19 protein-coding genes and 1 tRNA gene are annotated in these 22,071 nt (G+C 69.5%); 9 read left to right on the forward strand and 11 right to left on the reverse strand.

Annotated features, from left to right (window positions below):
- Positions 1 to 64 precede the first annotated feature (64 nt).
- Together NRP21_RS14155 and NRP21_RS14160 are read left to right on the forward strand one after the other, a co-directional pair.
- A complete protein-coding gene (locus NRP21_RS14155) occupies positions 65 to 871 on the forward strand; it encodes an undecaprenyl-diphosphate phosphatase (RefSeq protein WP_257716863.1) in 807 nt (268 codons plus the stop codon).
- Positions 872 to 943: 72 nt separating this feature from the next.
- Positions 944 to 1,411 (forward strand): hypothetical protein, encoded by a 468-nt coding sequence (locus NRP21_RS14160; protein WP_257716864.1) that lies wholly within the window; start codon positions 944 to 946, stop codon positions 1,409 to 1,411.
- A gap of 66 nt (positions 1,412 to 1,477) precedes the next feature.
- Here the strand turns inward: NRP21_RS14160 and NRP21_RS14165 are convergent, their stop codons facing one another.
- Positions 1,478 to 2,125: a CoA transferase subunit B gene (locus NRP21_RS14165; protein WP_257716865.1), complete on the reverse strand. Its 648-nt coding sequence runs from the start codon at positions 2,123 to 2,125 to the stop codon at positions 1,478 to 1,480.
- A 13-nt stretch (positions 2,126 to 2,138) separates the two neighbouring features.
- The gene (locus tag NRP21_RS14170; RefSeq protein WP_257716866.1) at positions 2,139 to 2,894 is read right to left on the reverse strand and encodes a CoA transferase subunit A; all 756 of its coding nucleotides are present in this window, start codon (positions 2,892 to 2,894) and stop codon (positions 2,139 to 2,141) included.
- Between the two features lie 133 nt (positions 2,895 to 3,027).
- On the opposite strand from NRP21_RS14170, the gene NRP21_RS14175 reads away from it, so the two are divergent.
- Positions 3,028 to 3,103, forward strand: a tRNA-Ala gene (locus tag NRP21_RS14175).
- A 78-nt stretch (positions 3,104 to 3,181) separates the two neighbouring features.
- On the opposite strand, the gene NRP21_RS14180 is transcribed toward NRP21_RS14175, so the two are convergent.
- From NRP21_RS14180 to NRP21_RS14215, 8 genes are all read right to left on the reverse strand, one after another.
- On the reverse strand, positions 3,182 to 3,547 hold the full coding sequence (locus tag NRP21_RS14180; protein ID WP_257716867.1) for a hypothetical protein: 366 nt from the start codon (positions 3,545 to 3,547) through the stop codon (positions 3,182 to 3,184).
- Between the two features lie 35 nt (positions 3,548 to 3,582).
- The gene (locus NRP21_RS14185; protein WP_408639625.1) at positions 3,583 to 5,463 is read right to left on the reverse strand and encodes a potassium transporter Kup; all 1,881 of its coding nucleotides are present in this window, start codon (positions 5,461 to 5,463) and stop codon (positions 3,583 to 3,585) included.
- A 136-nt stretch (positions 5,464 to 5,599) separates the two neighbouring features.
- Complete coding sequence (locus NRP21_RS14190) at positions 5,600 to 6,394, reverse strand: amino acid ABC transporter ATP-binding protein (RefSeq protein ID WP_308219895.1); 795 nt, start codon at positions 6,392 to 6,394, stop codon at positions 5,600 to 5,602.
- A 26-nt stretch (positions 6,395 to 6,420) separates the two neighbouring features.
- Complete coding sequence (locus NRP21_RS14195) at positions 6,421 to 7,563, reverse strand: amino acid ABC transporter permease (RefSeq protein WP_257716869.1); 1,143 nt, start codon at positions 7,561 to 7,563, stop codon at positions 6,421 to 6,423.
- A gap of 12 nt (positions 7,564 to 7,575) precedes the next feature.
- Positions 7,576 to 8,778: an amino acid ABC transporter permease gene (locus NRP21_RS14200; RefSeq protein ID WP_257716870.1), complete on the reverse strand. Its 1,203-nt coding sequence runs from the start codon at positions 8,776 to 8,778 to the stop codon at positions 7,576 to 7,578.
- Between the two features lie 71 nt (positions 8,779 to 8,849).
- On the reverse strand, positions 8,850 to 9,911 hold the full coding sequence (locus NRP21_RS14205) for an amino acid ABC transporter substrate-binding protein (protein ID WP_257716945.1): 1,062 nt from the start codon (positions 9,909 to 9,911) through the stop codon (positions 8,850 to 8,852).
- Between the two features lie 298 nt (positions 9,912 to 10,209).
- Complete coding sequence (locus tag NRP21_RS14210; protein WP_257716871.1) at positions 10,210 to 10,785, reverse strand: hypothetical protein; 576 nt, start codon at positions 10,783 to 10,785, stop codon at positions 10,210 to 10,212.
- On the reverse strand, positions 10,782 to 12,491 hold the full coding sequence (locus NRP21_RS14215) for a transglycosylase domain-containing protein (protein ID WP_257716946.1): 1,710 nt from the start codon (positions 12,489 to 12,491) through the stop codon (positions 10,782 to 10,784). The genes NRP21_RS14210 and NRP21_RS14215 overlap by 4 nt, the downstream gene beginning before the upstream one ends.
- Before the next feature lie 243 nt (positions 12,492 to 12,734).
- On the opposite strand from NRP21_RS14215, the gene NRP21_RS14220 reads away from it, so the two are divergent.
- From NRP21_RS14220 to NRP21_RS14245, 6 genes are all read left to right on the forward strand, one after another.
- Positions 12,735 to 13,628, forward strand: a complete 894-nt coding sequence (locus NRP21_RS14220) for a DUF4189 domain-containing protein (RefSeq protein WP_257716872.1) — start codon at positions 12,735 to 12,737, stop codon at positions 13,626 to 13,628.
- Positions 13,629 to 13,706: 78 nt separating this feature from the next.
- Positions 13,707 to 15,305, forward strand: a complete 1,599-nt coding sequence (locus tag NRP21_RS14225; RefSeq protein ID WP_257716873.1) for a M20/M25/M40 family metallo-hydrolase — start codon at positions 13,707 to 13,709, stop codon at positions 15,303 to 15,305.
- Between the two features lie 187 nt (positions 15,306 to 15,492).
- A complete protein-coding gene (glgC, locus tag NRP21_RS14230) occupies positions 15,493 to 16,761 on the forward strand; it encodes a glucose-1-phosphate adenylyltransferase (RefSeq protein ID WP_257716874.1) in 1,269 nt (422 codons plus the stop codon).
- Between the two features lie 80 nt (positions 16,762 to 16,841).
- Positions 16,842 to 17,117, forward strand: a complete 276-nt coding sequence (locus NRP21_RS14235; protein WP_257716875.1) for a hypothetical protein — start codon at positions 16,842 to 16,844, stop codon at positions 17,115 to 17,117.
- Between the two features lie 25 nt (positions 17,118 to 17,142).
- Positions 17,143 to 18,582, forward strand: coding sequence for a glycogen synthase GlgA (gene glgA / locus NRP21_RS14240; protein WP_257716876.1), 1,440 nt, complete (start codon positions 17,143 to 17,145; stop codon positions 18,580 to 18,582).
- Positions 18,583 to 18,684: 102 nt separating this feature from the next.
- Positions 18,685 to 21,168 (forward strand): glycogen/starch/alpha-glucan phosphorylase, encoded by a 2,484-nt coding sequence (locus NRP21_RS14245; protein WP_257716877.1) that lies wholly within the window; start codon positions 18,685 to 18,687, stop codon positions 21,166 to 21,168.
- Here the strand turns inward: NRP21_RS14245 and NRP21_RS14250 are convergent.
- A complete protein-coding gene (locus NRP21_RS14250; RefSeq protein ID WP_257716878.1) occupies positions 21,165 to 21,410 on the reverse strand; it encodes a hypothetical protein in 246 nt (81 codons plus the stop codon). The genes NRP21_RS14245 and NRP21_RS14250 overlap by 4 nt on opposite strands.
- Positions 21,411 to 22,071: the final 661 nt, after the last annotated feature.

The following is a 22,071-nucleotide window of genomic DNA, read 5'->3' on the forward strand; positions in this document are numbered from 1 at the left end:
TACAAGGAAGGGGGCGGGGCCGGGGGGCTCCGCCCCCTTTCCTTTTTCAAGTCACGGACCTTCCATGGATCTCGCCGGCCTGTTGTCCGCCCTGTTCATGGGCGTGGTGGAGGGGCTGACCGAGTTCCTGCCCATCTCTTCCACCGGCCACCTGATCCTGCTGGGGGAGCTGATCGGCTTCCAGGGCCCGCCCGGGAAGGTGTTCGAGATCGCGATCCAGCTCGGCGCCATCCTGGCGGTGGTGGTCACCTACTGGCGGGAGCTGATGATCCTGGCCCGCGGCATGTGGCGCCCGGCGACGGTGGAGCGGTACACTGTCGTCAACCTCGTCCTCGCCTTCCTGCCGGCCATGGTGATCGGCGCCGTCCTGCATGGGACCATCACGCGGCTCCTGTTCAACCCCTGGGTCGTGGCCTGTGCCCTGGTTGCCGGCGGCATCGCCATCATCCTGATCGAGCGGGCCCGCCCCAACCCGACCATCCGCTCCATGCCGGAAATCGGACCCGTGGCCGCCGTGATCATCGGCTTCGGGCAGGTGCTGGCCATGATCCCCGGCACCAGCCGATCGGGCGCCACCATCATCACCGCCCTGCTGCTGGGGGTGGAGCGGCGGGCTGCGGCCGAGTTCTCCTTCCTGCTGGCCATTCCCACCATGCTGGCGGCCACGGCTTACAGCCTGTGGAAGGCGCGCGCCGAACTCGACCTTTCCGGCCTCGGCCAGATCGGCGTTGGGTTCGTTGCGGCTTTCGTCGTCGCTCTGGTGGTGGTGCGCGTGGTGCTCGCCTCCATCTCAAAAATCGGCTTTACGCCCTTCGGCTGGTACAGGATCGTGTTGGGAGGCATCATTCTCCTCTGGCTCGCAATTCGTTAGGAGAGATGCCGAGGCTTCCGCTCCGGGGCCTGTTGGCTTAACGGTTCGACGCCGCGGAGAAGGAGAGGCCGCATGTTGATGACCCGGATCTGTGCGGGTTTCCTTGGGCTGTCCCTCGTCGGGCTTTTGCCGGCGCCCGCGGCTGCCCAGAGCTGGCCCAGCGATTCGGGCCCTACGGGTGACTATCTCGGCCTTTCCCTCCGGCAGTTCGAGCGGCTTTCTCCTCCGCCCGTTGAGAGGAATCTCGGGGAACGAGTGGTTCCGGACATGCCGGTGACGGACGTGCCCGGCTCCGTTGAAGTCGGCACGCCGTACGTGGCTACCCCCCTTCCCTCACCTTCCACCCGCACGGCCCGCTCCGACAGGACCGAGTCGCGCCGGACGACGCGCCGCCGCGGCAGCAGCAACATCCGCTCCGCTTCCGGTGGCAGTTCCGGGGCGGTCAGCTGGGACGAGTTGCGGCGCGAGCTGGCGGACCGGGACCAGCAGATCCAGGACCTGCGGCGCCAGCTGGATCAGGAGCGCCGTTCGTCGCGCTGAGCGCGGACGCCGCCCCCACATCGAACGCGGGCCGCATCCGGGGCGCCAGGGCGCCCCGGGCGGCGTTCAGGCGGCCTGCAGGGCCACCTCGTACTCGGCCTCGGTCTTGGACCGGATCTCCTCCTCGGTGACGCCGGGCGCCAGCTCCACCAGCCGCATCGTGCCGGCGGCCTTGTCGATCGCCATCACGCAGAGCTCCGTTACCACCATGTCCACCACGCCCTTGCCCGTGAGCGGCAGGGTGCATGCCTTCAACAGCTTCGGCTTGCCGCCGGCGGTGTGCTCCATCAGCACCACCACGCGCTTGACGCCCGCCACCAGGTCCATGGCGCCGCCCATTCCCTTCACCATCTTCCCGGGGATCATCCAGTTCGCCAGGTCGCCATTCCCCGCCACCTGCAAGGCACCGAGGATGGACAGGTCGATATGCCCGCCCCGGATCATCGCGAAGCTGTCGGCGGAGGAGAAGAAGCTGGTGGTCGGCAGTTCCGTCACGGTCTGCTTGCCGGCATTGATCAGGTCCGGGTCCTCCTCCCCCTCGTATGGGAAGGGTCCCATGCCGAGCATCCCGTTCTCGCTCTGCAGCTGGACGGAGACGCCCTCCGGGATGTGGTTGGCGACCAGGGTCGGGATGCCGATCCCCAGGTTCACGTAGAAGCCGTCCTCCAGCTCGCGGGCGGCGCGGGCAGCCATCTCGTCGCGGGTCCAGGCCATGTCGGGTGCCTCCTCAGCGGGCCGGAAGGGGATCGGTGCCGGCAGCGGCGGGCGCCGCGGGCTCGGAGCGCTTGCGAACCGTGCGCTGCTCGATCCGCTTCTCCGTGCCGGCGGGCACGACAATCATGCGCTTGGTGTAGATGCCGGGGGTGTGGATGTGGTCCGGGTCCAGCTCGCCCTGCCCGACCATCTCTTCCACCTCGACGACCGTCACCTTCGCGGCGGTGGCCATCATCGGGTTGAAGTTCCGGGCCGTCTTGCGGAAGACGAGATTGCCCTCCGGATCCGCCTTCCAGGCGTGAATGATGGCGAGATCCGCCATAATCCCCCGCTCCATGACATAGGTGGAGCCGTCGAAGTCCTGGGTCGGCTTGCCCTCGGCCACCGCGGTGCCCACGCCCGTGCGGGTGAAGAAGGCGGGAATGCCGGCGCCGCCCGCGCGGATGCGCTCGGCCAGCGTGCCCTGCGGGTTGAATTCGATCTCCAGCTCCCCGGCCAGGTACTGGCGAGCGAACTCGGCGTTCTCGCCGACATAGGAGGCGATCATCTTGCGGATCTGGCGGGTCTTGAGCAGCAGGCCCAGCCCCGCATCGTCCACGCCCGCGTTGTTGGAGACAAAGGTAAGGCCCTTCACGCCGCTGTCCCGGATCGCCTCGATCAGCAGGCCGGGAACGCCGCAAAGCCCGAAGCCGCCGGAATGGATGAGCATCCCGTCGCGCAACAGCCCGTCCAGCGCCGCTCTCGCATCCGGGTAGAGTTTCCTGCTCATTCGAGCCCGTCTCCTGCGTTTCCGGGCGGGAGGCTAGCCCCGCCATTGCGGTCGAGAAAGAGGGCGAAAAAAGCGGCCGGAGGGGATTGCGGCCCCCAAAGCCGGGAGCTATATCGCGGCACCCGCACGGTAGGGGGCCATAGCTCAGTTGGGAGAGCGCTTGAATGGCATTCAAGAGGTCGTCGGTTCGATTCCGATTGGCTCCACCAGTTTAGCGGGATGATGCGGGGTGCTCGGCAACGGGCGCCCCGCTCTCTTTTTGGGCCCGCCCCTTCGCGGGCCGCCCTTCACCCGACGCCCACGATCCGCCAGGCGTATTCCTGCCCGTCAGGCTCGGTGATCGTCACGTTCTCGCCCGGCCGGCAGGGAACGCCGCTGCGGATCACGGCCTGGATCGGCGCATCGATCGGGCTGTCGTCCCGCCGGAAGAAGCGCAGCGCCCAGCCCGTGTCGGGATCGTAAAGCACGTCGCCGTCCATCAGCCCTTGGCCCGGCCAGAAGCGGCGGGCTGGCCATGGCGCCGCGTCCGCCAGCCAGGCGTTCGGGTCGGGGAAGCCCTGGGAGTCGAGCGTCAGCTGCGCCTCGTAGCGGTGCTCGGGGCTGCCCTCGGGCAGGCCGGTGCCGCCGCTCGGCGACAGGACGACGAGCGGCATGCGGAACCTCCTCGGGCTGCTGGCGGCAGGGCTGCCTAGATCGCGACGCGAACACCCAGCTCGACCACGCGGTCGCTGGGGATACGAAAAAACTCGGTTGCCGGAACCGAGTTGCGGGACATGAGGCCGAAGAGCCACTGCTGCCAGCGCGCCATCTTCGGCATGGCCGAGGCGACGACCGTCTCCCGCCCCAGGAAGTAGGAAGCCTGCATCGGCTCGTAGTCCACGCCCACCTCGCGCAGCCCCTCCAGCTCCTTCGGGATGTTCGGGCTCTCCTGGAAACCGTAGCAGAGGGTGACGCGGTGGATGTTCGGCGCCAGCTCCTCCACCCGGCGGCGGTGCGTCACCTGCGGCACGTCCTCGTTGTTCACGGTGACGAAGAGGACGCGCTCGTGCAGCACCTTGTTGTGCTTCAGGTTGTGCAGCAGCGCGTTCGGCACGTAGTCGGCCTGGCTCGTCATGAACACCGCGATTCCCGGCACGCGCACGGTGCGGGATTGCGGCAGTCGGGCCAGGAACGACTTCAGGGGCAGGCTGTCCTGCCGGAAGCGGCTGAACAGCAGGTCCCGGCCGCGGCGCCAGGTGAGCATCAGGGTGAAGAGCGCGCCGCCGAGCAGCAGCGGCACCCAGCCCCCATCCGGGATCTTCAGGACGTTCGAGAGAAAGAAGGCGAAGTCGAGCACGAAGAGCGGGGCGAAGACCGAGATCACCAGGGGCAGCGACCAGCCGAAGCTGCGCCGGAAGACGAGGCCCGCGAGGGTGGAGGTGGCCAGGAAGGTGCCCGTGACGGCCAGCCCGTAGGCCGCGGCCAGGCTGTCCGAGTTGCGGAAGGCGATGACGAGGACGAGCACGCCCGCCAGCAGGGCGAAGTTCACCTGCGGCAGGTAGATCTGCCCCTCCTCCGTCTCGCTGGTGTGGCGCACCACGAGGCGCGGCAGGAAGCCGAGCTGCACGCACTGCCGGGCGATGGAGTAGGCGCCGGAGATCATCGCCTGGCTGGCGATGATGGTGGCCGCCGTGGCGAGGATGACGAGCGGCAGGCGCAGCCATTCCGGCGCCAGCAGGTAGAAGGGGTTCTCCAGCGCGGCCCTGTCCGCCAGCATCAGCGCCCCCTGCCCGAGGTAGTTCAGCGCGAGGGAGGGCAGCACGAAGGCGGCCCAGGCGATCTGGATGGGACGGCGGCCGAAATGCCCCATGTCGGCGTAGAGCGCCTCCGCCCCCGTGACGGCGAGCACGACGGAGCCGAGGGCGATGAAGGCCGCCAGCTTGTAGGCGAAGATGAACTGCACGGCGTGATGCGGCGAGAGGGCCACGAGCACGCCCGGCTCCCGGATCACCTCGATAAGGCCGAGGAGGCCGATCACGGCGAACCAGACCACGGTGATGGGCCCGAACACCGCGCCCATGCTACCCGTGCCCCGGTACTGGAAGAGGAAGAGCGCCAGGAGGACGGCCAGCGAGAGCGGGACGACCGCGCCCTCGAAGGCGGGAGAGATGATCTTCAGCCCCTCGATGGCCGAGAGGACGGAGATGGCGGGGGTGATCACCCCATCGCCGAAGAAGAGGGCCGCTCCGGCGATTCCCACCAGGGCCACCGTCCAGCGGCCGCGCTCCGTCCGCGCCACGCGCTGGGCCAGCGCCATGAGGGCGAGGATTCCCCCCTCCCCCCGGTTGTCCGCCCGCATGACGAGCCAGACGTACTTCACCGAGACGACGATGATGAGCGACCAGATGATGAGGCTGAGGATCCCCAGGATCTCCCAGCGCTCCAGCCCATCGGCCGAGAAGTGCAGCAGGGCCGCCCGCATGGAGTAGAGGGGGCTGGTGCCGATATCGCCGTAGACGATACCCAGAACGCCCAGGAGGACGGCCGCATTCACCGGCCGTCGATCGCCTGGGGTATCCTCTGCTGTCACGTCCGTTGTCCGCGCCTGTTGGCCGGCAGCGGCATATGACCGCCGCCCCGGCCCCTGCAACCCCCGGCACCGCCCCTGAGTTGCAGGTCCGTCATGCGCCCGGCCGCGGAACGGCTTCCGGACCGGGCGCCGCTGCTCAATGCCCGCGCAGGATCTGGGAGAGGAAGGTCCGCAGGCGCTCGGTCTTCGGGTCGTTGAAGAGCGGCTCCGGCGCGCCCTGCTCCACGATCTCGCCCCGGTCCATGAACACCACCCGGTCGGCTACCTGGCGGGCGAAGCCCATCTCGTGGGTCACGCAGATCATGGTCATGCCGTCCTCGGCCAGTCCGACCATGGTGTCCAGCACCTCCTTGATCATCTCGGGGTCGAGCGCGGAGGTCGGCTCGTCGAAGAGCATGATCTTGGGCTTCATGCACAGGGCGCGGGCGATGGCCACGCGCTGCTGCTGCCCGCCGGAGAGCTGGCCGGGATACTTGCGCGCCTGGTCCGGGATCTTCACCCGGGTCAGGTAGTGCATCGCCAGATCCTCCGCCTCCTTCTTCGGCATGCGGCGGACCCAGATCGGGGCCAGGGTGCAGTTCTCCAGGATGGTCAGGTGCGGGAAGAGGTTGAAGGACTGGAACACCATCCCGACCTCGCGCCGGATCGCGTCCAGGGCGCGGACGTCGTCCGACAGCTCCGTCCCGTCCACGACGATCCGGCCCTCCTGGTGCTGCTCCAGGCGGTTGATGCAGCGGATCATGGTGGACTTGCCGGAGCCGGAGGGGCCGCAGACCACCACCCGCTCGCCAGTGGCGACGGAGAGGGACACGTCCCGCAGCACGTGCATGGCGCCGTACCACTTGTTGACCTTGTCCAGCAGGATGGCCGGCGGCGCATCCGTGCGGACAGCGGAGCGGAGATGGGTTTCGGTGTCGATCGCGGCGCTCATGGCGTGGTCCTTTCGATCCGCAGGGCTCAGCGGCGCCGGTGGCGGTTCAGCTCCGCCTCCAGGTTCTGGCTGTAGCGGGACATGGCGAAGCAGTAGCAGAAGTAAATGACGGAGATGGCGAGGTAGACCTCGACGCCGAAGCCCTGCCAGGCGGGCTCCACGACCGCGGTCTTGCCCGCGGTCAGCAGGTCGAAGATGCCGATGATCAGCACCAGCGACGTGTCCTTGAAGAAGCCGATGAAGGTGTTCACCAGCGGCGGAATCACCAGTCGCAGGGCCTGCGGCAGGATGATGAAGCCGGTCTTGTACCAGTAGGAGAGGCCGAGCGCGTCGGCGGCCTCGTACTGCCCCTTCGGCAAGGCCTGCAGCCCGCCGCGCACCACCTCGGCCAGGTAGGCCCCGGCAAAGAGGGTGATGGCGACCTGGGCGCGCAGCAGCTTGTCGATATTGATCCCCTCGGGAAGGAAGAGGGGGAACATGACGCTCGCCATGAAGAGCAGGGAGATCAGCGGCACGCCGCGGATCAGCTCCACATAGGCCACGCAGAGAACGCGCACCGCCGGCATCGAGGAGCGGCGGCCGAGCGCCACAAGGATGGAGAGCGGGAAGGCGAAGGCCAGCCCGAAGGTGGCGAGGATGAGGGTGATGGGCAGCCCGCCCCAGCGCTCCTGCGGGACATAGCTCAGGCCGAGGATGCCGCCCCACATGAGGATGCCGATCACGACCAGGGTCGCGATCCAGATCAGCGCCAGTTCCTTGCGCCAGAAGCGGCGCATGGCCGAGACGGCATAGAGCGCGGTGAAGAGCACGCAGACCAGCGCGGGCCGCCAGTGCTCCTCATAAGGATAGGTGCCGAAGAGGATGAAGCGATGCTTCTCCGTCACCACGGCCCAGCAGGCGCCGGGGGTGGCCGAGGCCTTCAGCGCGCGGCAGGCCTGGGTCTGGTTGTTCTCCACCGACCAGATGGCGTTGACGAAGGCCCAGTCCACGAAGCTGATCGCGTACCGCACGATCAGGTAGCCGAGCACGAGCGTGAGCGCCGTGTTCAGCCAGGAGGAGAAGAGGTTGGCGCGCAGCCACGCGACCGGCCCGGTGGTCAGGGCCGGCGGCTGGCGCGGCGCCGCCTCGGGGACGCCGGCAATGGAGGTGCCGAGGGAGATTTCGCTCATGCCCTTGCCCTCTCAGCGCTCAACCAGCGCGATGCGGTTGTTGTACCAGTTCATGAAGAAGCTGATGGACAGCGAGATGGTCAGGTAGACCGCCATGATGATGGCGATGCCCTCGATCGCCTGGCCCGTCTGGTTCAGCGTGGTGTTGGCGATGGAGACGATGTCCTGGTAGCCGATGGCGACCGCGAGGGAGGAGTTCTTCGTCAGGTTCAGGTACTGGCTCGTCATCGGCGGCACGATCACGCGCAGCGCCTGGGGCAGCACGACCTGGCGGAGCACCACGCCGGGGCGAAGGCCCAGGGCCTGCGCCGCCTCCCACTGGCCTTGCGCCACGGCCAGGATGCCGGCGCGCACGATCTCCGCGATGAAGCCGGCGGTGTAGGTGGTCAGGCCGATCAGCAGGGCGAAATATTCCGGGCTGATCGTGAAGCCGCCCTGGAAGTTGAAGCCGCGCAGCGCCGGCCAGTCGATGGCGGTGGGCGCGCCGCCCGCCAGCCAGACGAGGAGCGGCAGGCCGATGATGAAGCCGATCGCCGCCGGCCAGAGCGGGCGGGGCCGGCCATCCTCCATCTGCTTGCGCCGCAGGGCCTTGGCCGTGAGCCAGGTGGCGAAGCATCCCGCCACGAAGGCCAGCAGCGCCCAGCTATGCGCCTCCTGCCAGTCCAGGAAGGGCAGGCGCAGGCCGCGGTTGGAGAGGAAGACGCCGCTCACGGGGTTCAGCGCCTGCCGCGGGGCGGGCAGGCCCTGCAGCATCGTGTACCAGAACAGCAGCTGCAGCAGCAGCGGGATGTCGCGGATCACCTCGACATAGACGGCGGCGATCTTCGAGAGCAGCCAGTTCTTCGAGAGGCGCGCGATGCCGATGAGCGTGCCGAGGATCGTGGCCAGCACGATGCCGATCACCGCCACCTTCAGCGTGTTCAGCACGCCGACGGTGAGCGCGCGGAGATAGGTGCTGGCGGGGGTATACTCGATCAGGTGCTCGCCGATCGGCAGCCCGGCCTCGCGCTGGAGGAAGCCGAAGCCCGTCGCGATGCGCCGGACCTCCAGGTTGTGCTGGGTGTTCCGCACCAGCCACCAGACGATGCCGATCACGGCGCCGACGATCAGCACCTGCCACACGATGGCCCGCACCCGCTCATCCGCCCAGGAAAGGCGGATCTGCCTCTTCGGCGGCGGGCGCAGGTGCCGCGGGTCGATGGTGGTCTGCGACATGCCGTGATGCCTCGTCTCTTCTTATTCTTAGGATGCGCCGCGGGGGCCATTCGGCCCCCGCGGCCCGCGGATCAGCGGAACGGCATCGCGTACTGCTGGCCGCCCGGCGTGGTCCAGAGCGCGTTCGGGCCGCGCTGGATGCCGATCGGCTGCAGGTGGCGGGCGAAGATCTCGCCGTAGTTGCCGGTCGCCTTGATGACGTTCACGACCCACTCGTTCGAGACGCCGAGCATCTGGCCGAGGCCGCCATTCTTGCCGAGCATGCGCTGCACCTCCGGCCGGGTGTCGTTCGCGGCCATCTGCGCCACGTTGGCCTGGGTGATGCCCAGCTCCTCGGAGGCGACGAGGGCGAAGTGCACCCAGCGGACGAGGTCGGCGTAGCGCTGGTCGCCGTGGCGCACCAGCGGGCCGAGCGGCTCCTTCGAGATCACGTCCGGCAGGATCGTGTGCTCGGCGGGGTTGGGCTGGCTGGAACGGGTGGCGGCGAGGCCGGAGACGTCCGTGGTATAGGCGTCGCAGCGGCCAGCGGCGTAGGCGCCCACCAGCTCCTCAAGGCGCTCGATCACCACGGGGGTGAATTGCACGCGGTTGGCGCGGGCCCAGTCCGTCAGGTTCTGCTCGGTGGTGGTGCCGGGCTGGACGCAGATGGTGGCGCCGTTCAGCTCCTTGGCCGTCTTCACGCCGGTCGAGGTCTTCACCATGAAGCCCTGGCCGTCAAAGAAGTTCACGCCCGTGAAATCGAGGCCGAGCGAGGTGTCGCGCGACAGCGTCCAGGTCGTGTTGCGGGCCAGCAGGTCGATCTCGCCGGACTGCAGCGCCGTGAAGCGGCTCTGCGCCGTCGTTGGCACGTAGCGGACCTTGTTCGGGTCGTTGAAGATCGCGGCGGCGATGGCGCGGCAGTACTCCACGTCGAAGCCCTGCCACACGCCCTGGCTGTTCGGCTGCGCGAAGCCGGCCAGGCCGGTGTTCACGCCGCAAACCAAGGTGCCGCGCGCCTTGATCGCGTCCAGTGTTGCGGCAGCACCGGCTGCCGGGGCCTGGGCCATGGCCGGAAGGGCACCCACCGCCGTCATGGCCAGGGCGCCGAACAGGCTGCCTTTCAGGCCGGACATCACGCGCCGCAAGGGCTGCATGCTCATTCAATTCTCCCCGAGTCTCGTTGGGACTCACCCAGACGTCATGCTGCGCCAGGGTTGTGCCTGGATCAACGCGGGATTGCGCGAACCGCAGGGCAGCCGCCCCTTAGCCTTCTGCCACACGCCCGTCCATTCCTCGCCGGAGAGGGCCCCGCGGCAGGAACCAAGGGCACGATGATGTCGCTCCACATGACTGGGCCAGCACTGCAAGTGGCGTGCCGCCTCCTGGCAACGAGGACGTCTGGCCTCCACCCCGGTCGGGCACCGATGGTCCCCAGCCCGGCCATGACGAGGGTCACCCCGAGGGCAGTGTGACAGCCATACCTTGCCCTTCCGGCTCCAGCAGGGCTCCCAGCCCTTCCAGCGCAGCCAGCGCCTCCGGCGGCAGGGGCCAGGGCAGGCTCAGCCGCGCCCCATTCAGGCGAATGGCCGGGCGTGGGCCTGGCGGCAGGCCCGCAGCCCCGGATGCGGCAAGAATCAGGGCTCCCTCCAGCGCGGGCGAGCGCCTCTCGATCACCGCCTTACCCAGGACTTGCAGCTCCACCGGCCCGCCGGCCGCCAGGGTCAGCAGCGGCAGCAGGTCCTGCAGCACGCGGGCGGCCGGGGCCGGGCGGATCCCCTCCTCCCGCCCGAGCGCGAGAAAGCCGCGGGTGACCTGGTCATACTCCAGGGCCGCGTCCCGGGCGCGGGTGACCTGGCGGGTCACCACCTCGCCCTCCGGCAGCCGTGGCACGGCGGAATCGAGATTGGCGGTCAGGACCATCGAGAGGTTGTTCACGAGGTGCCGCACCGGCCGCATCAGCAGCGCCATGGCCTGCCCGGCCGGCGAGGTGGCCTCGGCCTCTTTCCCCTTCTCTCCCAGCCCGGTCATCGCGGCATTCCCTCCAGGATGTCGTGGAACAGGCGGGCCGGCAGGGTGCCGCCACGCACGTCGTCCATGGGCGTGGCGTCGTCGTTGCCCAGCCAGACGCCGATCACCGTGCCGCCGGCGAATCCGATGAACCAGGCGTCCCGGAAATCCTGCGTGGTGCCCGTCTTGCCGGCAATGGCGCGGCCCGGCACGGCGGCGGCCCGGCCGGAGCCACGGTTGACCACAGCCTCCATCATGCGCCGCATCGCCGCGGCGTCGTCCGCCTGCAGCACCCGGATCGGCGCGGGCTCGCCGAGCGGAAGGGCGCGGCGCTCCGCGCGGGCTGCCGCAACGCCGTTCGGCACCACCCGCACCCCGCCATTGGCGATGGAAGCATAAGCGGCGGTCAGCTCCAGCAGACTTGCCTCCCCCGTTCCGAGGGCGATGGTGGCGTCGTTCGGGAAGGGCCCTGTCAGCCCCAGGCGGCGGGCGACGGCCGCCGCCTCCTTCGGCCCGCCGCCCCGCACCAGCACCCGTACCGCGGCCGTGTTGACGCTGTGGGCCAGCGCCTCCTCCAGCGGCAGGTCGCCGCGCGGGCGCCAGCCGCCATTGCCCGGGGACCAGCGGCCGAGGGTGAGCGGCCCGTCGGATACGGTGGAGTCCGGCGAAAGCCCATGCTCCAGAGCCGCGAGGTACACGAAGGGCTTGAAGACGGAGCCGGGCTGGCGGCGCGCGGAGACGGCCCGGTTGAAGCTGCTGCGGCGATAGTCCCGCCCGCCCGCCATGGCCCGCACGGCGCCGGTGGCGGCATCCATCACCACCACGGCCCCCTGCCCCACATCGGCCGCGGCGCCGGGGCCGGCCAGCAGCGCCTCCAGCTTCGCCTCCACCAGGGCCTGCACGCGCAGGTCCAGGGTGGTGCGCAGCGTCAGGTCGGCCGAGCCGGGGAAGCGGGCGGCGAGATCATCGTTCACCCAGTCCGCGAACCATCCGGCATCGCGGGAGGGACGAGGCGGAAAGGCGATCCGCTCCGCCTCCGCATTCGCCTGCGCCTCGGTCAGCGCGCCCGTGGCGGCCATGGCGCGCAGCACCTCTGCCCCGCGATCGGCCGCCGCCTGGGAATTGGCCCGTGGGTTGTAGCGGGAGGGCGCCTTGGGCAGCCCCATCAGCACCGCGGATTGCCAGACGGCCAGCCGCCGGGCCGACACGCCGAAATAGAGGCGCGCCGCCGCATCCACCCCGTAGGCGCCGCCGCCGAGATAGACGCGGTTGAGGTAGATCTCGAGCAGCTGGTCCTTCGTGAAGCGGCTCTCCAGCCACAGGGCCAGCATCGCCTCCTGCACCTTGCGGCGGAAGGAGCGCTCGGGCGTGAGGAACAGGTTTTTCGCCAACTGCTGCGTCAGCGTCGATCCGCCCTGCGAGACCCGCCCGCTGGTGAGGTTCACCCAGGCCGCGCGCAGCAGCCCGACCGGGTCCAGGCCGAAATGGTCGCGGAAGCGCCGATCCTCGATGGCCAGCAGGGCCGTGGGCAGGTGCACGGGCATGTCCCGGAGCCGCAACGTCTCCCCGTAGAGGTCGCCACTGGTGGAGAGGAGGCGGCCATCGGCAGCCTCCAACGTCACGGAGGGGCGGCGCGTGGTCTCCAGCGCGTCCTCCGGGCGGGGCAGGTCCCAGGCGAAGACCAGCAGCAGCGCGCCGAGGGCCAGGCCGCCCCAGATGGCGACCATCACGGCCCAGGAGAGAACCCGGCCGGCCAGGCGGCGCCGGAGCTGCGCGGCCGTCGGCTTCGCGGGCGCGGAGGCCGGCTTTGCGGGCGCCGGTTTCGCCCGCCCGCCCGCCCGGCTTGGGCGCGGCGGCGGGCTTCGCGGAATGGTTGCGGCAGGAGCCCTCGGCATGGCAGACGACGCGTAGCACGAACCTGGGAATGCTGCACTCACGCCCGGGCCGAGGTTGTGCCGAGGGGATCGAGGATGCAGGGGGTGTCGGCGGTGCTGCGGAACGCATCGGGCGTGGTGCTGGCCATCGCGCTGGCCCTGTCCCCCCATATCGCAGCGGCCCAGGACAGCGCCTTCTGTCGCACCGAGTGCGCCGCGCCCTTCGCCGAGCGGGCGCAGAACACCACGGTCATCCAGGCCTGCCTCGTTCGCTGCGCTGCCCGCTCCGCGGCGTTGGGCAGGGCGAACGTCAACGGCACCATGGCCATGCCGACGCCTCAGTCGCCCTGGACCCAGCTTCCCAATACCGGACGCGCACAGGCAGCCCAGGTGGCGCAGGCGCAGCGCCCGGAGGACCGGAAAAGCCAGCAGCGGGAAGCCGCACGGGGCCGGCGGACGGCCGGGGGAGCGGCCTTGGCCGCGGCCCCTGCCCGCCCCGCCGCGCCGCCCGCGCCCGCCCCCTCCACCTCCCTCTTCGGCTCCCTCATGGCGGCGCAGGCGGCCGAGCCGGGAATGGTGCCGGCCTCGTCGCCTGCCTCGGCCCTCTCCGCACCGGGCGCCCGGGCGGGCCGCGGCTCCTACGGGGCGGTCTACCTCGCCGCGGCGCCGTCCCGCAGCTTCGGGCTCGTCGTCGGCGCCGGTGACCGCGCAGTGGCGCACCGGGAAGCGGAGGGCGCCTGCAAGAACGGCACGGGCGCCGATTGCCGCATGGCCGGCGACTTCACGGCGCGCTGCGCGGCCGTGGCCCACGCGCTCCGGTCCAACAACGCGGTGGTGATGACGGCGCATCCCAGCACCTACACGGTGATGGCCGCCACCAGCGGCACGGGCGCGACGCGCGAGGAGGCGGAGCGCCAGGCCATGTCCGCCTGCGCCCAGCGCGGCCGCGGGCTGACCTGCACCGTGACCGAGGCGCGCTGCGCCGGCTGAGGACGGGTTTCCCGCTCCCCCGATCGCGCACTAGGCTCCCGCCGCGCCAGGATTCCCGGCGCGCCGAGAGGAGCCGCGATGTCCGACCCGAACGCCATACGCCAGTCCGCGCTGGACTGGATCACGCGGAACGAGGCCCGCCTCTCGGCCTTCAACGAGCGGATCTGGAACTTCGCCGAACCCGCCTGGCGCGAGTACCGCTCCATGGCCGCCTATGCCGAGATCCTGCGGGAAGAGGGCTTCACGGTGGAGGAGGGATCCGGTGAGATGCCGACCGCCTTCGCCGCGCGCTGGGGCGATTCCGGGCCGGTGCTCGCGGGCTTCTCCGAGTACGACGCCGTGCCCGGGAATTCGCAGCAGGTCGTGCCCTATGCCGCGCCGCGGGAGGGGCTGCATCCCTACGCGGCCGGGCACACGGACCCGCACTCGGTGCTCGGCACCGCCTCCCTCACCGCCATGCTCGCCACGAAGGCCGCCTTCGAGCAGCACGGGGTGAAAGCCACGCTGAAGCTCTTCGGCGAGCCGGCGGAGAAGGTTTGCGGATCGAAGCCCATCCACGCCGCCAAGGGCTATTTCGACGGGCTGGACGCCGCCGTGGTGTGGCACCCCTGGCCCAGCAACACGGTGACGGGCGACATCCATTTCGGCGCCTACTGGAGCGCCGTGATCACCTTCGAGTGCGACGATCCCGAGGGCTGGGTTGATCCCTCGCTCATGCCCACCCAGGCCGCGCACGCCGTGGCGCGCTGCCCGGGATCGCTGGACGCGATGTGCCTGATGTACACGACGACGAAGTACACGAAGGAGGCGATGTTCCCGCACAGCGGCTCCTGGACGCTGAACGAATTTGTCCTCGGCGATGGCGGCGCGACCTCGGACAACCTCGCGCCGCGCTTCAGCCAGATCCAGTACTCCTGGCGCTCCTCCTCGCTCTCCATCCAGGAGCAGATCTGGCGCGTGCTGGCCAACAACGCGAAGTCCGCCGCGATGGCGACGGGTTGCAAGGCCTATGTGCGATGGGTGACGAAGACGCGGGTGGGCCTGCCGAACACGGCGCTGACGGAGCTGACCTGGGAGAACCTGCAGGCCGTCGGTGCGCCGAGCTACTCCGAGGAGGCGCTGGCCTTCGGGCGGGAGATCCAGAAGAACCTCGGCCTGGAACCGATGGAGAACCCCTTCATCCCGACGGTGACGACGCTCACCACGCCCGAGGAGAACGACAAGGGCCTGCGCCGCACCCTCGCCGGCTGGCAGACGCATCTCAGCGCCGACGACTACGTCGAGTACTCCTGGCACTGCCCGACGGTGCGCCTGCTGGCGGCGCGGCCCCGGCTGCGGGCGCCCTCCGCCGGCTACGCCTATCCGAACTGGGCCTACCTCGCCCTCGGCGGTCTGCCGGCGGCGGTGGATCCCGGCATGTTCGTGGCCGCACGCACCATGGCGCTGACCATGGTGGACCTGGCGACGAAGCCCGGCGCGCTGGATGCCTGCCAGGCCGAGTTCCGCGAGCGCACGGGCGGTGGCGTGGGCGGCACGGAGTGGGTGGGGCCGCTGCTGCCAGCGGATTTCGACCCGCCGGTGGACCTGCGCTGGCCGGAATACGTTTCCACCCCGCGCGGCGAGGAGTGGACCTTCCCCACGCCGCGCAACGGCACCGGCGCGGGCGAGCCGATCTGACGCCTGCCGCCCGCCGCGCGCAGCGGCGGGCACGCCGGGGCGGGCCGTTCCAACCTTGCGCCGAACCTTCCGCCCGACCTTCCGCGGGGAATCGCGCGTCCGTGTCCGCCTTCCCGGTCCACCCCCATTCCGGGAGGCCCGAAAGCTGCCATATTCCCGGGGAGTCGCACGGGAGGACTGGAAGCGCATGTCATCGAGGCCGGTCCATTCCGGGCCCCTGGCGCGTCACGCCATGGCCTACGTCCTTGCCGGCGGGCGCGGCTCCCGCCTGATGGAGCTGACGGACCGGCGGGCCAAGCCCGCCGTCTTCTTCGGCGCCAAGTCGCGCATCATCGACTTCGCGCTGTCCAACGCCATCAACTCCGGCATCCGCCGCATCGGCGTGGCCACGCAGTACAAGGCGCACAGCCTGATCCGCCATATGCAGCGCGGCTGGAACTTCCTGCGCCCGGAGCGGAACGAGAGCTTCGACATCCTGCCGGCCAGCCAGCGCGTCTCGGAGACGGAGTGGTACGCGGGAACGGCGGATGCCGTGTACCAGAACCTCGACATCATCGAGAGCTATGGCCCCCGCTACATGGTCATCCTGGCCGGGGACCACGTGTACAAGATGGACTACGAGGTGATGCTGCAGCGCCACTGCGAGTCCGGCGCCGACGTCACCGTGGCCTGTATCGAGGTGCCGCGCATGGAGGCCAGCGCCTTCGGCGTGATGCACGTGGACGAGGAAGACCGGATCGTCTCCTTCCTCGAAAAGCCGAAGGACCCGCCCTCCATTCCCGGGCAGCCGGAGGTGGCCCTCGCCTCCATGGGCATCTACGTGTTCGAGACGAAGCTGCTGGCGGCGGAGTTGCGGCGTGATGCCGCCACGCCAGGCTCCGACCGCGACTTCGGCAAGGACATCATCCCCGCGCTCGTCGCGCGCGGCACGGCCGTCGCGCACCGCTTCCAGGATTCCTGCGTGCGCAGCAGCGAGCAGGCGGAGGCTTACTGGCGCGACGTGGGCACGGTGGACGCCTATTGGCAGGCAAATATCGACCTGACGGACGTGGTCCCCGCCCTGGACCTCTATGACCGCGACTGGCCGATCTGGACCTATGCCGAGGTGACGCCGCCCGCGAAGTTCGTGCTGGACGACGACGGGCGTCGCGGCATGGCAGTGGACTCGCTCGTCTCCGGCGGCTGCATCATCTCCGGCTCCCATGTGCGCCGTTCGCTTCTCTTCCCCAACTCCCGCATACGCTCCTACAGCGAGGTTGAAGGCGCCGTCCTGCTACCCGGCGTGGTTGTGGGCCGGCACGCCCGGTTGAAGAAGGTTGTCGTGGACAGCGGCGTGGCACTGCCGGACGGGCTGGTCGTGGGCGAGGATCCGGAGGAGGATGCGCGCCGCTTCCGCCGTTCGGCAGGAGGGGTTTGCCTGATAACCCAGCCGATGATTGACGCGTTACCGGGCTGAGGTCATGCGCGTCGTTCACCGATCCTTCAGGACTGGTCTGGCAGCATCGGCCTCCATTGAACGGGCGCAGGAGGGCCGACTTGCTGATCGAGAGTGCAAACCCGCTGGCTGGCACAGCCTTCGTGCAAAACTCCGTCTTCTATACCCTCGATGGGGTGGAGCACCGGCACGTCGTTCCCCAGGGAACCGATCGCTGGGACGCGGTGGCCGAGGCGCTGGCGAAGCGGTTGCGCTGCCGCGCCACGGCCGAGGACCCGCCGAGCTACGATACCGGCACGCGGAACTGGACACTGCCCGTCACGCTGCTGAGCAGCACGGGCCGTCGCGAGAGGATGCTCGTGCCCGTCCGCTGGTAGGGCGCGCGCGACGGGGAGGCACGGCATGACCTTTCCCGTGCTCTCCGTCGCTTCCGAGTGTTTCCCGCTCATCAAAACCGGCGGCCTGGCCGACGTGGTCGGCGCGTTGCCGCTGGCCTTGGAGGCCGAGGCGGTCGCGGTACGCACTTTGCTTCCGGGCTATCCGGCGGTGCTGGGCCGGCTGGAGGGTGCAGAGCCCGTGCACGGGTTCGAGGACCTTTTCGGCGGCCCGGCCCGCCTGCTGTCGGCGCGCCATGCCGGGCTGGACCTGCTGGTCCTTGATGCTCCCCACCTCTTTGACCGGGCCGGGGGCCCCTACGCCGATCCGCGGGGGCGGGACTGGCCGGACAACCCGCAGCGCTTCGCCGCCCTGTCCTGGGCGGCGGCGGCGATCGGGCGCGGCGCCCTGCAGGGCTGGGTGCCGCGGGTGGTCCACGCGCATGACTGGCAGGCCGGGCTGGCGGCCGCCTACCTGCATTATGGGGGGGGGCCCAGGCCCGGCACGGTCTTCACCGTCCACAACCTGGCATTCCAGGGCTGGGCGCCGGCCTATCTGCTGAACGAGTTGCGCCTGCCATCCACCGCCTTCAACATCGAGGGAGTGGAGTTCTTTGGCGGGATCGGCGCCCTGAAGGCGGGGCTCCGCCTATCGGACCGCATCACCACGGTCTCTCCCACCTATGCGCGGGAAATCGCGACGCCGGAGGAGGGGATGGGCCTGGACGGGCTGATCCGGACCCGGGCGGGGGCGATGCACGGCATCCTGAACGGCATCGACGAGGCCGCCTGGAACCCCGCCGCCGATCCGCACCTGCCCACCCCCTTCGACGCCGCTCATCCAGAGGGCCGGGAGAGCAGCCGGACCGCCTTGCGCGCCCGGATGGGACTGCAGGACGAGCCGGACGCCCCCGTTCTTGGGGTGGTTAGCCGCCTGACCGGCCAGAAGGGCATGGACCTGCTCCTGGCCTGCCTGCCGGCCCTGCTGGGGCACGGCATGCGCCTGGCGGTCCTGGGCGCTGGCGAGCCGGCATTGGAAGCGGGCTTCCGCAAGGCAGCCGCGGCGCATCCCGGGCGGATAGCTGTGCGAATAGGCTACGACGAGGGCTTGGCCCACCTGATCCAGGCCGGCTGCGACGCGCTGCTCGTCCCCTCCCGTTTCGAGCCCTGCGGGCTGACCCAGCTCTGCGCACTGCGCTACGGCGCCCTCCCCGTCGTCGCTCGGGTGGGCGGGCTCGCGGATACGGTTATTGACGCGAACGAGGCCGCCCTGGCGGTCGGCGCCGCCACTGGCCTGCAATTCGCCCCCACCACGGCCGCCGCGCTGGAGGGCGCCCTGGCCCGGTTGAGCACTCTCTGGGCCGATAGACCGGCCTGGAAGAGGGTTCAGACGAACGCGATGCGGGCCCCGGTGGGCTGGGAACGTTCCGCCGCAAGGTACGCCGATCTTTACCGTGGGTTGAGCTGAGCCGGTAAAACATTCGCGCTTAGCGCGAAAATTCTGCGGGTTTTACGCCTCTCTCATCTCAATCTGATACACTTAAGTTGTTCCTTTGAAGCAGGACGGCCGATGAACGACAGTCCCCTTCCCGCGCCCACGCTGCCGGCCGGAATCGATGCCCCAGACGAGGCCGCCGTGAAGGCGTTCCGGAACAGTATCCTGTCCAAATTGGTCTACCAGGTCGGCGGGCGCCCGGAGCGGGCCAGCCCGCGCGACTGGTTCATCGCCACGGCCCTCGCCGCACGTGACCACATCGTGGACGATTGGCGCAGCTCGAATGACCGGACGCGGGCGGAGGACCGGAAGGGCGTCTGCTACCTGTCCATGGAGTTCCTCATCGGCCGCCTCCTCTCGGATGCACTGGGCAATCTCGGCCTGACGGAGACCGCGCGCCGCGCGCTGGAGGGGCTGGGTGTCGATCTCGACACCGTGGCAGGGCAGGAAGCGGACGCGGCGCTCGGGAATGGCGGCCTCGGCCGCCTCGCCGCCTGCTTTATGGAGAGCATGGCGAGCGTCGAGATCCCCGCCTACGGCTACGGCATCCGCTACGAGAACGGGCTGTTCCGGCAGTTGATTGCGGGCGGCATCCAGCACGAAGTGCCGGAGGACTGGCTGGCGCTCGGCAATCCCTGGGAATTCGAGCGGTCCGGCCTCGTCTACGAGGTGCGGTTCGGCGGCCATGTCCGGTCCGAGGTCTCGGTGGATGGCTCCACCCGCATGATCTGGCACGCCGGGGAGATCGTGAACGCCCTGGCCTACGATACGCCTGTGGTGGGCTGGCGTGGGAAGCGCGTGAACACGCTGCGCCTCTGGTCCGCACGCGCGACCGACCCGCTGCAACTCAGCGACTTCAACCGCGGCGACCATGTGGGTTCGCAGGCCGCCCGCATGCGGGCCGAGGCGATCTCCCGCGTGCTCTACCCCGGTGACGAATCGGAGGCCGGGCAGGAGCTGCGGCTCCGCCAGGAGTATTTCTTCGCTTCCGCCTCCCTGCAGGACATCCTGCGCCGCCACCTCTCCAACCACGCGGACCTGTCGAACCTGGCGGAGCACGTCGCCGTCCAGCTGAACGACACGCATCCGGCGATCGGGGTCGCGGAGCTCATGCGGCTGCTGGTGGACGTTCACGCCATGTCCTGGGACGCCGCCTGGACGGTCACGCAGGGGGTCTTCTCCTACACCAACCACACGCTGCTGCCGGAGGCGCTGGAGACCTGGGCCGTGCCGATGATGGAGCGCGTGCTGCCCCGGCACATGCAGATCATCTACCTCATCAACGCCCGGCACCTGGACCGGGCGCGGACGAGCGGGGCGGACGACTCCCTGCTCTCCGCCGTATCCCTCATCGACGAGCGCCACGGGCGGCGGGTGCGGATGGGCCACCTCGCCTTCGTCGGCTCGCACAGGATCAATGGCGTCTCGGCACTTCACTCGCAGCTGATGCGGGACACGGTCTTCGCGGACCTGAACCAGGTCTGCGGCGACCGCATCACGAACAAGACGAACGGCATCACCTTCCGCCGCTGGCTGCACCGCGCCAATCCCGGCCTGACGCATCTGCTGGTGGAGGCGATCGGCCCGGCGGTGCTGGACGACCCGGACCGGCTGGCCGACCTCGCGCCCCTGGCGGGTGATGCCGGCTTCCAGCAGAAGTTCGCGGCCCAGCGCCGCGCCGCGAAGGAGCGGCTGACAGGCCTCATCGCCACCCGGATCGGGCTGCGCGTGGACCCGGACGCGCTGTTCGACGTGCAGATCAAGCGCATCCACGAGTATAAGCGCCAGCTCCTCAACATCGTGCAGACGGTGGCGCTCTATAACGCGATGCGCGCCCGCCCGACCGCGAGCTGGGTACCGCGCGTGAAGATCTTTGCCGGCAAGGCCGCGCCCAGCTATCACGTGGCGAAGCACATCATCCGCCTGGCCAACGACGTGGCGGCGGTGGTGAACGACGACCCCACGCTTCGCGGGCTGCTGAAGGTCGCCTTCATCCCCAACTATAATGTCAGCCTGGCTGAGGTGATCATCCCCGCCGCCGACCTGTCGGAGCAAATCTCGACGGCGGGGCTGGAGGCCTCCGGTACCGGCAACATGAAGCTGGCCCTCAACGGCGCGCTGACCATTGGCACGCTGGACGGCGCGAATGTGGAGATCGACGAGCGAGTCGGGCGCGACAACATCTTCATCTTCGGCCTGACTGCCGAGGAGGTGATGGAGCGCAAGCGGGCCGGCTACGACGCGCGCGCGGCGGCGGCCGCCTCGCCCGAGCTGCGCGGCGCGTTGGATGCCATCGCTTCCGGCGTGTTCTCGCCCGGGGAACCGGATCGTTACCGCGGCCTCGTGGAAGGTCTCATGCACGACGACCGCTATCTCGTGACGGCCGACTTCGACTCCTACAACACCCGGCAGCGCGATGTGGCGGCGCGCTGGTCCCTGCCGGATGTCTGGTGGCGCTCGGCCGTGCTGAACACGGCGAATGTCGGCTGGTTCTCGTCCGACCGGACGATACGCGAGTACGCCTCGGACATATGGGGCGTTGCTGCGGACCGGGCCTAGTGATGCAGGCGGCGGATCATCTCCTGGGCCGCGGCCTCTACCTCCTCCGCCAGGATGGAGCGGATCAGCGCGCCCTCCGTGCGGCTTGCCGGCCCGTCCTGGTCGAAGAGTCCGACAAGCTGCCGAACCTCCTCCGCGGCCGAGCGGAGGTAGTGGACGGGGTTATCAGCTTTGCGGAGCCCTTCCTCGAGGACGGTGCGGATGGCAGCCGCCATGCTCATCCGCAGCGCGGCCTCGTTCATGCTGAAATCCTGTTTCACGGCATCTCCGGAGATCAGAGCGCATAACATGCGAAAAGCCGGACGAGAACGTTCCAATCCCATCAAAATGCGACGCCTGACGATCCGCTTTTCCCAATTGCCCCATGACTTTATCGCGCACGATTGTTTCTTCGCGATAAGCTTTCGGGTTCGGCCCGCGGCTGAAGGCAGGCCAGGTGCTCCCGAGGGTAGCGTAACGGCCCAATACTCGTCATGGTAGAACATCTCGAGGACTCTTCCCGGAATCAGGATCAACCCCTATCTTCGCTGCACCAAAACGTAGCGGAGGCTTCCGAGCGAGTGGACGAGCCCATCGACCGTCTCCTTCGCGCTTGCGGCCTGAGCAGCTTTCCCTACGTGCGATATGCACCGGTCCGGATCGAACTGCCCCCGCCTGCCCCGGAATCGTCCCCCGAGGCGCCCGGAATCGAGCCCCACATCCCGGATGAGCCTGCGGCCAGACTGCCCGAGATAGGCGAGAAGCAGGCAGGGCAGCCGCTCCTAGCCTTGCCGGAACGGCAGGAACAGGCACTGCCGGAGACACCGCCCGCCCCGCCGCCGCGTGCAACTCCCGCGTTGCCGCCCGTCGCCCCGCCGGCGCCCCCCGCCCCGGCGGCGCTCGCCGCATCTCCCGCCGATCGCG

This window comes from Roseomonas populi (assembly GCF_024594815.1).
GTDB lineage: Bacteria > Pseudomonadota > Alphaproteobacteria > Acetobacterales > Acetobacteraceae > Roseomonas > Roseomonas populi.

Bases quoted from the DNA above. Each gene is read 5' to 3' on its own strand.
- NRP21_RS14155 (WP_257716863.1), top strand. From the start codon at position 65: ATGGATCTCGCCGGCCTGTTGTCCGCCCTGTTCATGGGCGTGGTGGAG.
- NRP21_RS14160 (WP_257716864.1), top strand. From the start codon at position 944: ATGTTGATGACCCGGATCTGTGCGGGTTTCCTTGGGCTGTCCCTCGTC.
- NRP21_RS14165 (WP_257716865.1), bottom strand. From the start codon at position 2,125: ATGGCCTGGACCCGCGACGAGATGGCTGCCCGCGCCGCCCGCGAGCTG.
- NRP21_RS14170 (WP_257716866.1), bottom strand. From the start codon at position 2,894: ATGAGCAGGAAACTCTACCCGGATGCGAGAGCGGCGCTGGACGGGCTG.
- NRP21_RS14180 (WP_257716867.1), bottom strand. From the start codon at position 3,547: ATGCCGCTCGTCGTCCTGTCGCCGAGCGGCGGCACCGGCCTGCCCGAG.
- NRP21_RS14190 (WP_308219895.1), bottom strand. From the start codon at position 6,394: ATGAGCGCCGCGATCGACACCGAAACCCATCTCCGCTCCGCTGTCCGC.
- NRP21_RS14195 (WP_257716869.1), bottom strand. From the start codon at position 7,563: ATGAGCGAAATCTCCCTCGGCACCTCCATTGCCGGCGTCCCCGAGGCG.
- NRP21_RS14200 (WP_257716870.1), bottom strand. From the start codon at position 8,778: ATGTCGCAGACCACCATCGACCCGCGGCACCTGCGCCCGCCGCCGAAG.
- NRP21_RS14205 (WP_257716945.1), bottom strand. From the start codon at position 9,911: ATGCAGCCCTTGCGGCGCGTGATGTCCGGCCTGAAAGGCAGCCTGTTC.
- NRP21_RS14210 (WP_257716871.1), bottom strand. From the start codon at position 10,785: ATGACCGGGCTGGGAGAGAAGGGGAAAGAGGCCGAGGCCACCTCGCCG.
- NRP21_RS14215 (WP_257716946.1), bottom strand. From the start codon at position 12,491: ATGGTCGCCATCTGGGGCGGCCTGGCCCTCGGCGCGCTGCTGCTGGTC.
- NRP21_RS14220 (WP_257716872.1), top strand. From the start codon at position 12,735: ATGCAGGGGGTGTCGGCGGTGCTGCGGAACGCATCGGGCGTGGTGCTG.
- NRP21_RS14225 (WP_257716873.1), top strand. From the start codon at position 13,707: ATGTCCGACCCGAACGCCATACGCCAGTCCGCGCTGGACTGGATCACG.
- glgC (WP_257716874.1), top strand. From the start codon at position 15,493: ATGTCATCGAGGCCGGTCCATTCCGGGCCCCTGGCGCGTCACGCCATG.
- glgA (WP_257716876.1), top strand. From the start codon at position 17,143: ATGACCTTTCCCGTGCTCTCCGTCGCTTCCGAGTGTTTCCCGCTCATC.
- NRP21_RS14245 (WP_257716877.1), top strand. From the start codon at position 18,685: ATGAACGACAGTCCCCTTCCCGCGCCCACGCTGCCGGCCGGAATCGAT.
- NRP21_RS14250 (WP_257716878.1), bottom strand. From the start codon at position 21,410: ATGAACGAGGCCGCGCTGCGGATGAGCATGGCGGCTGCCATCCGCACC.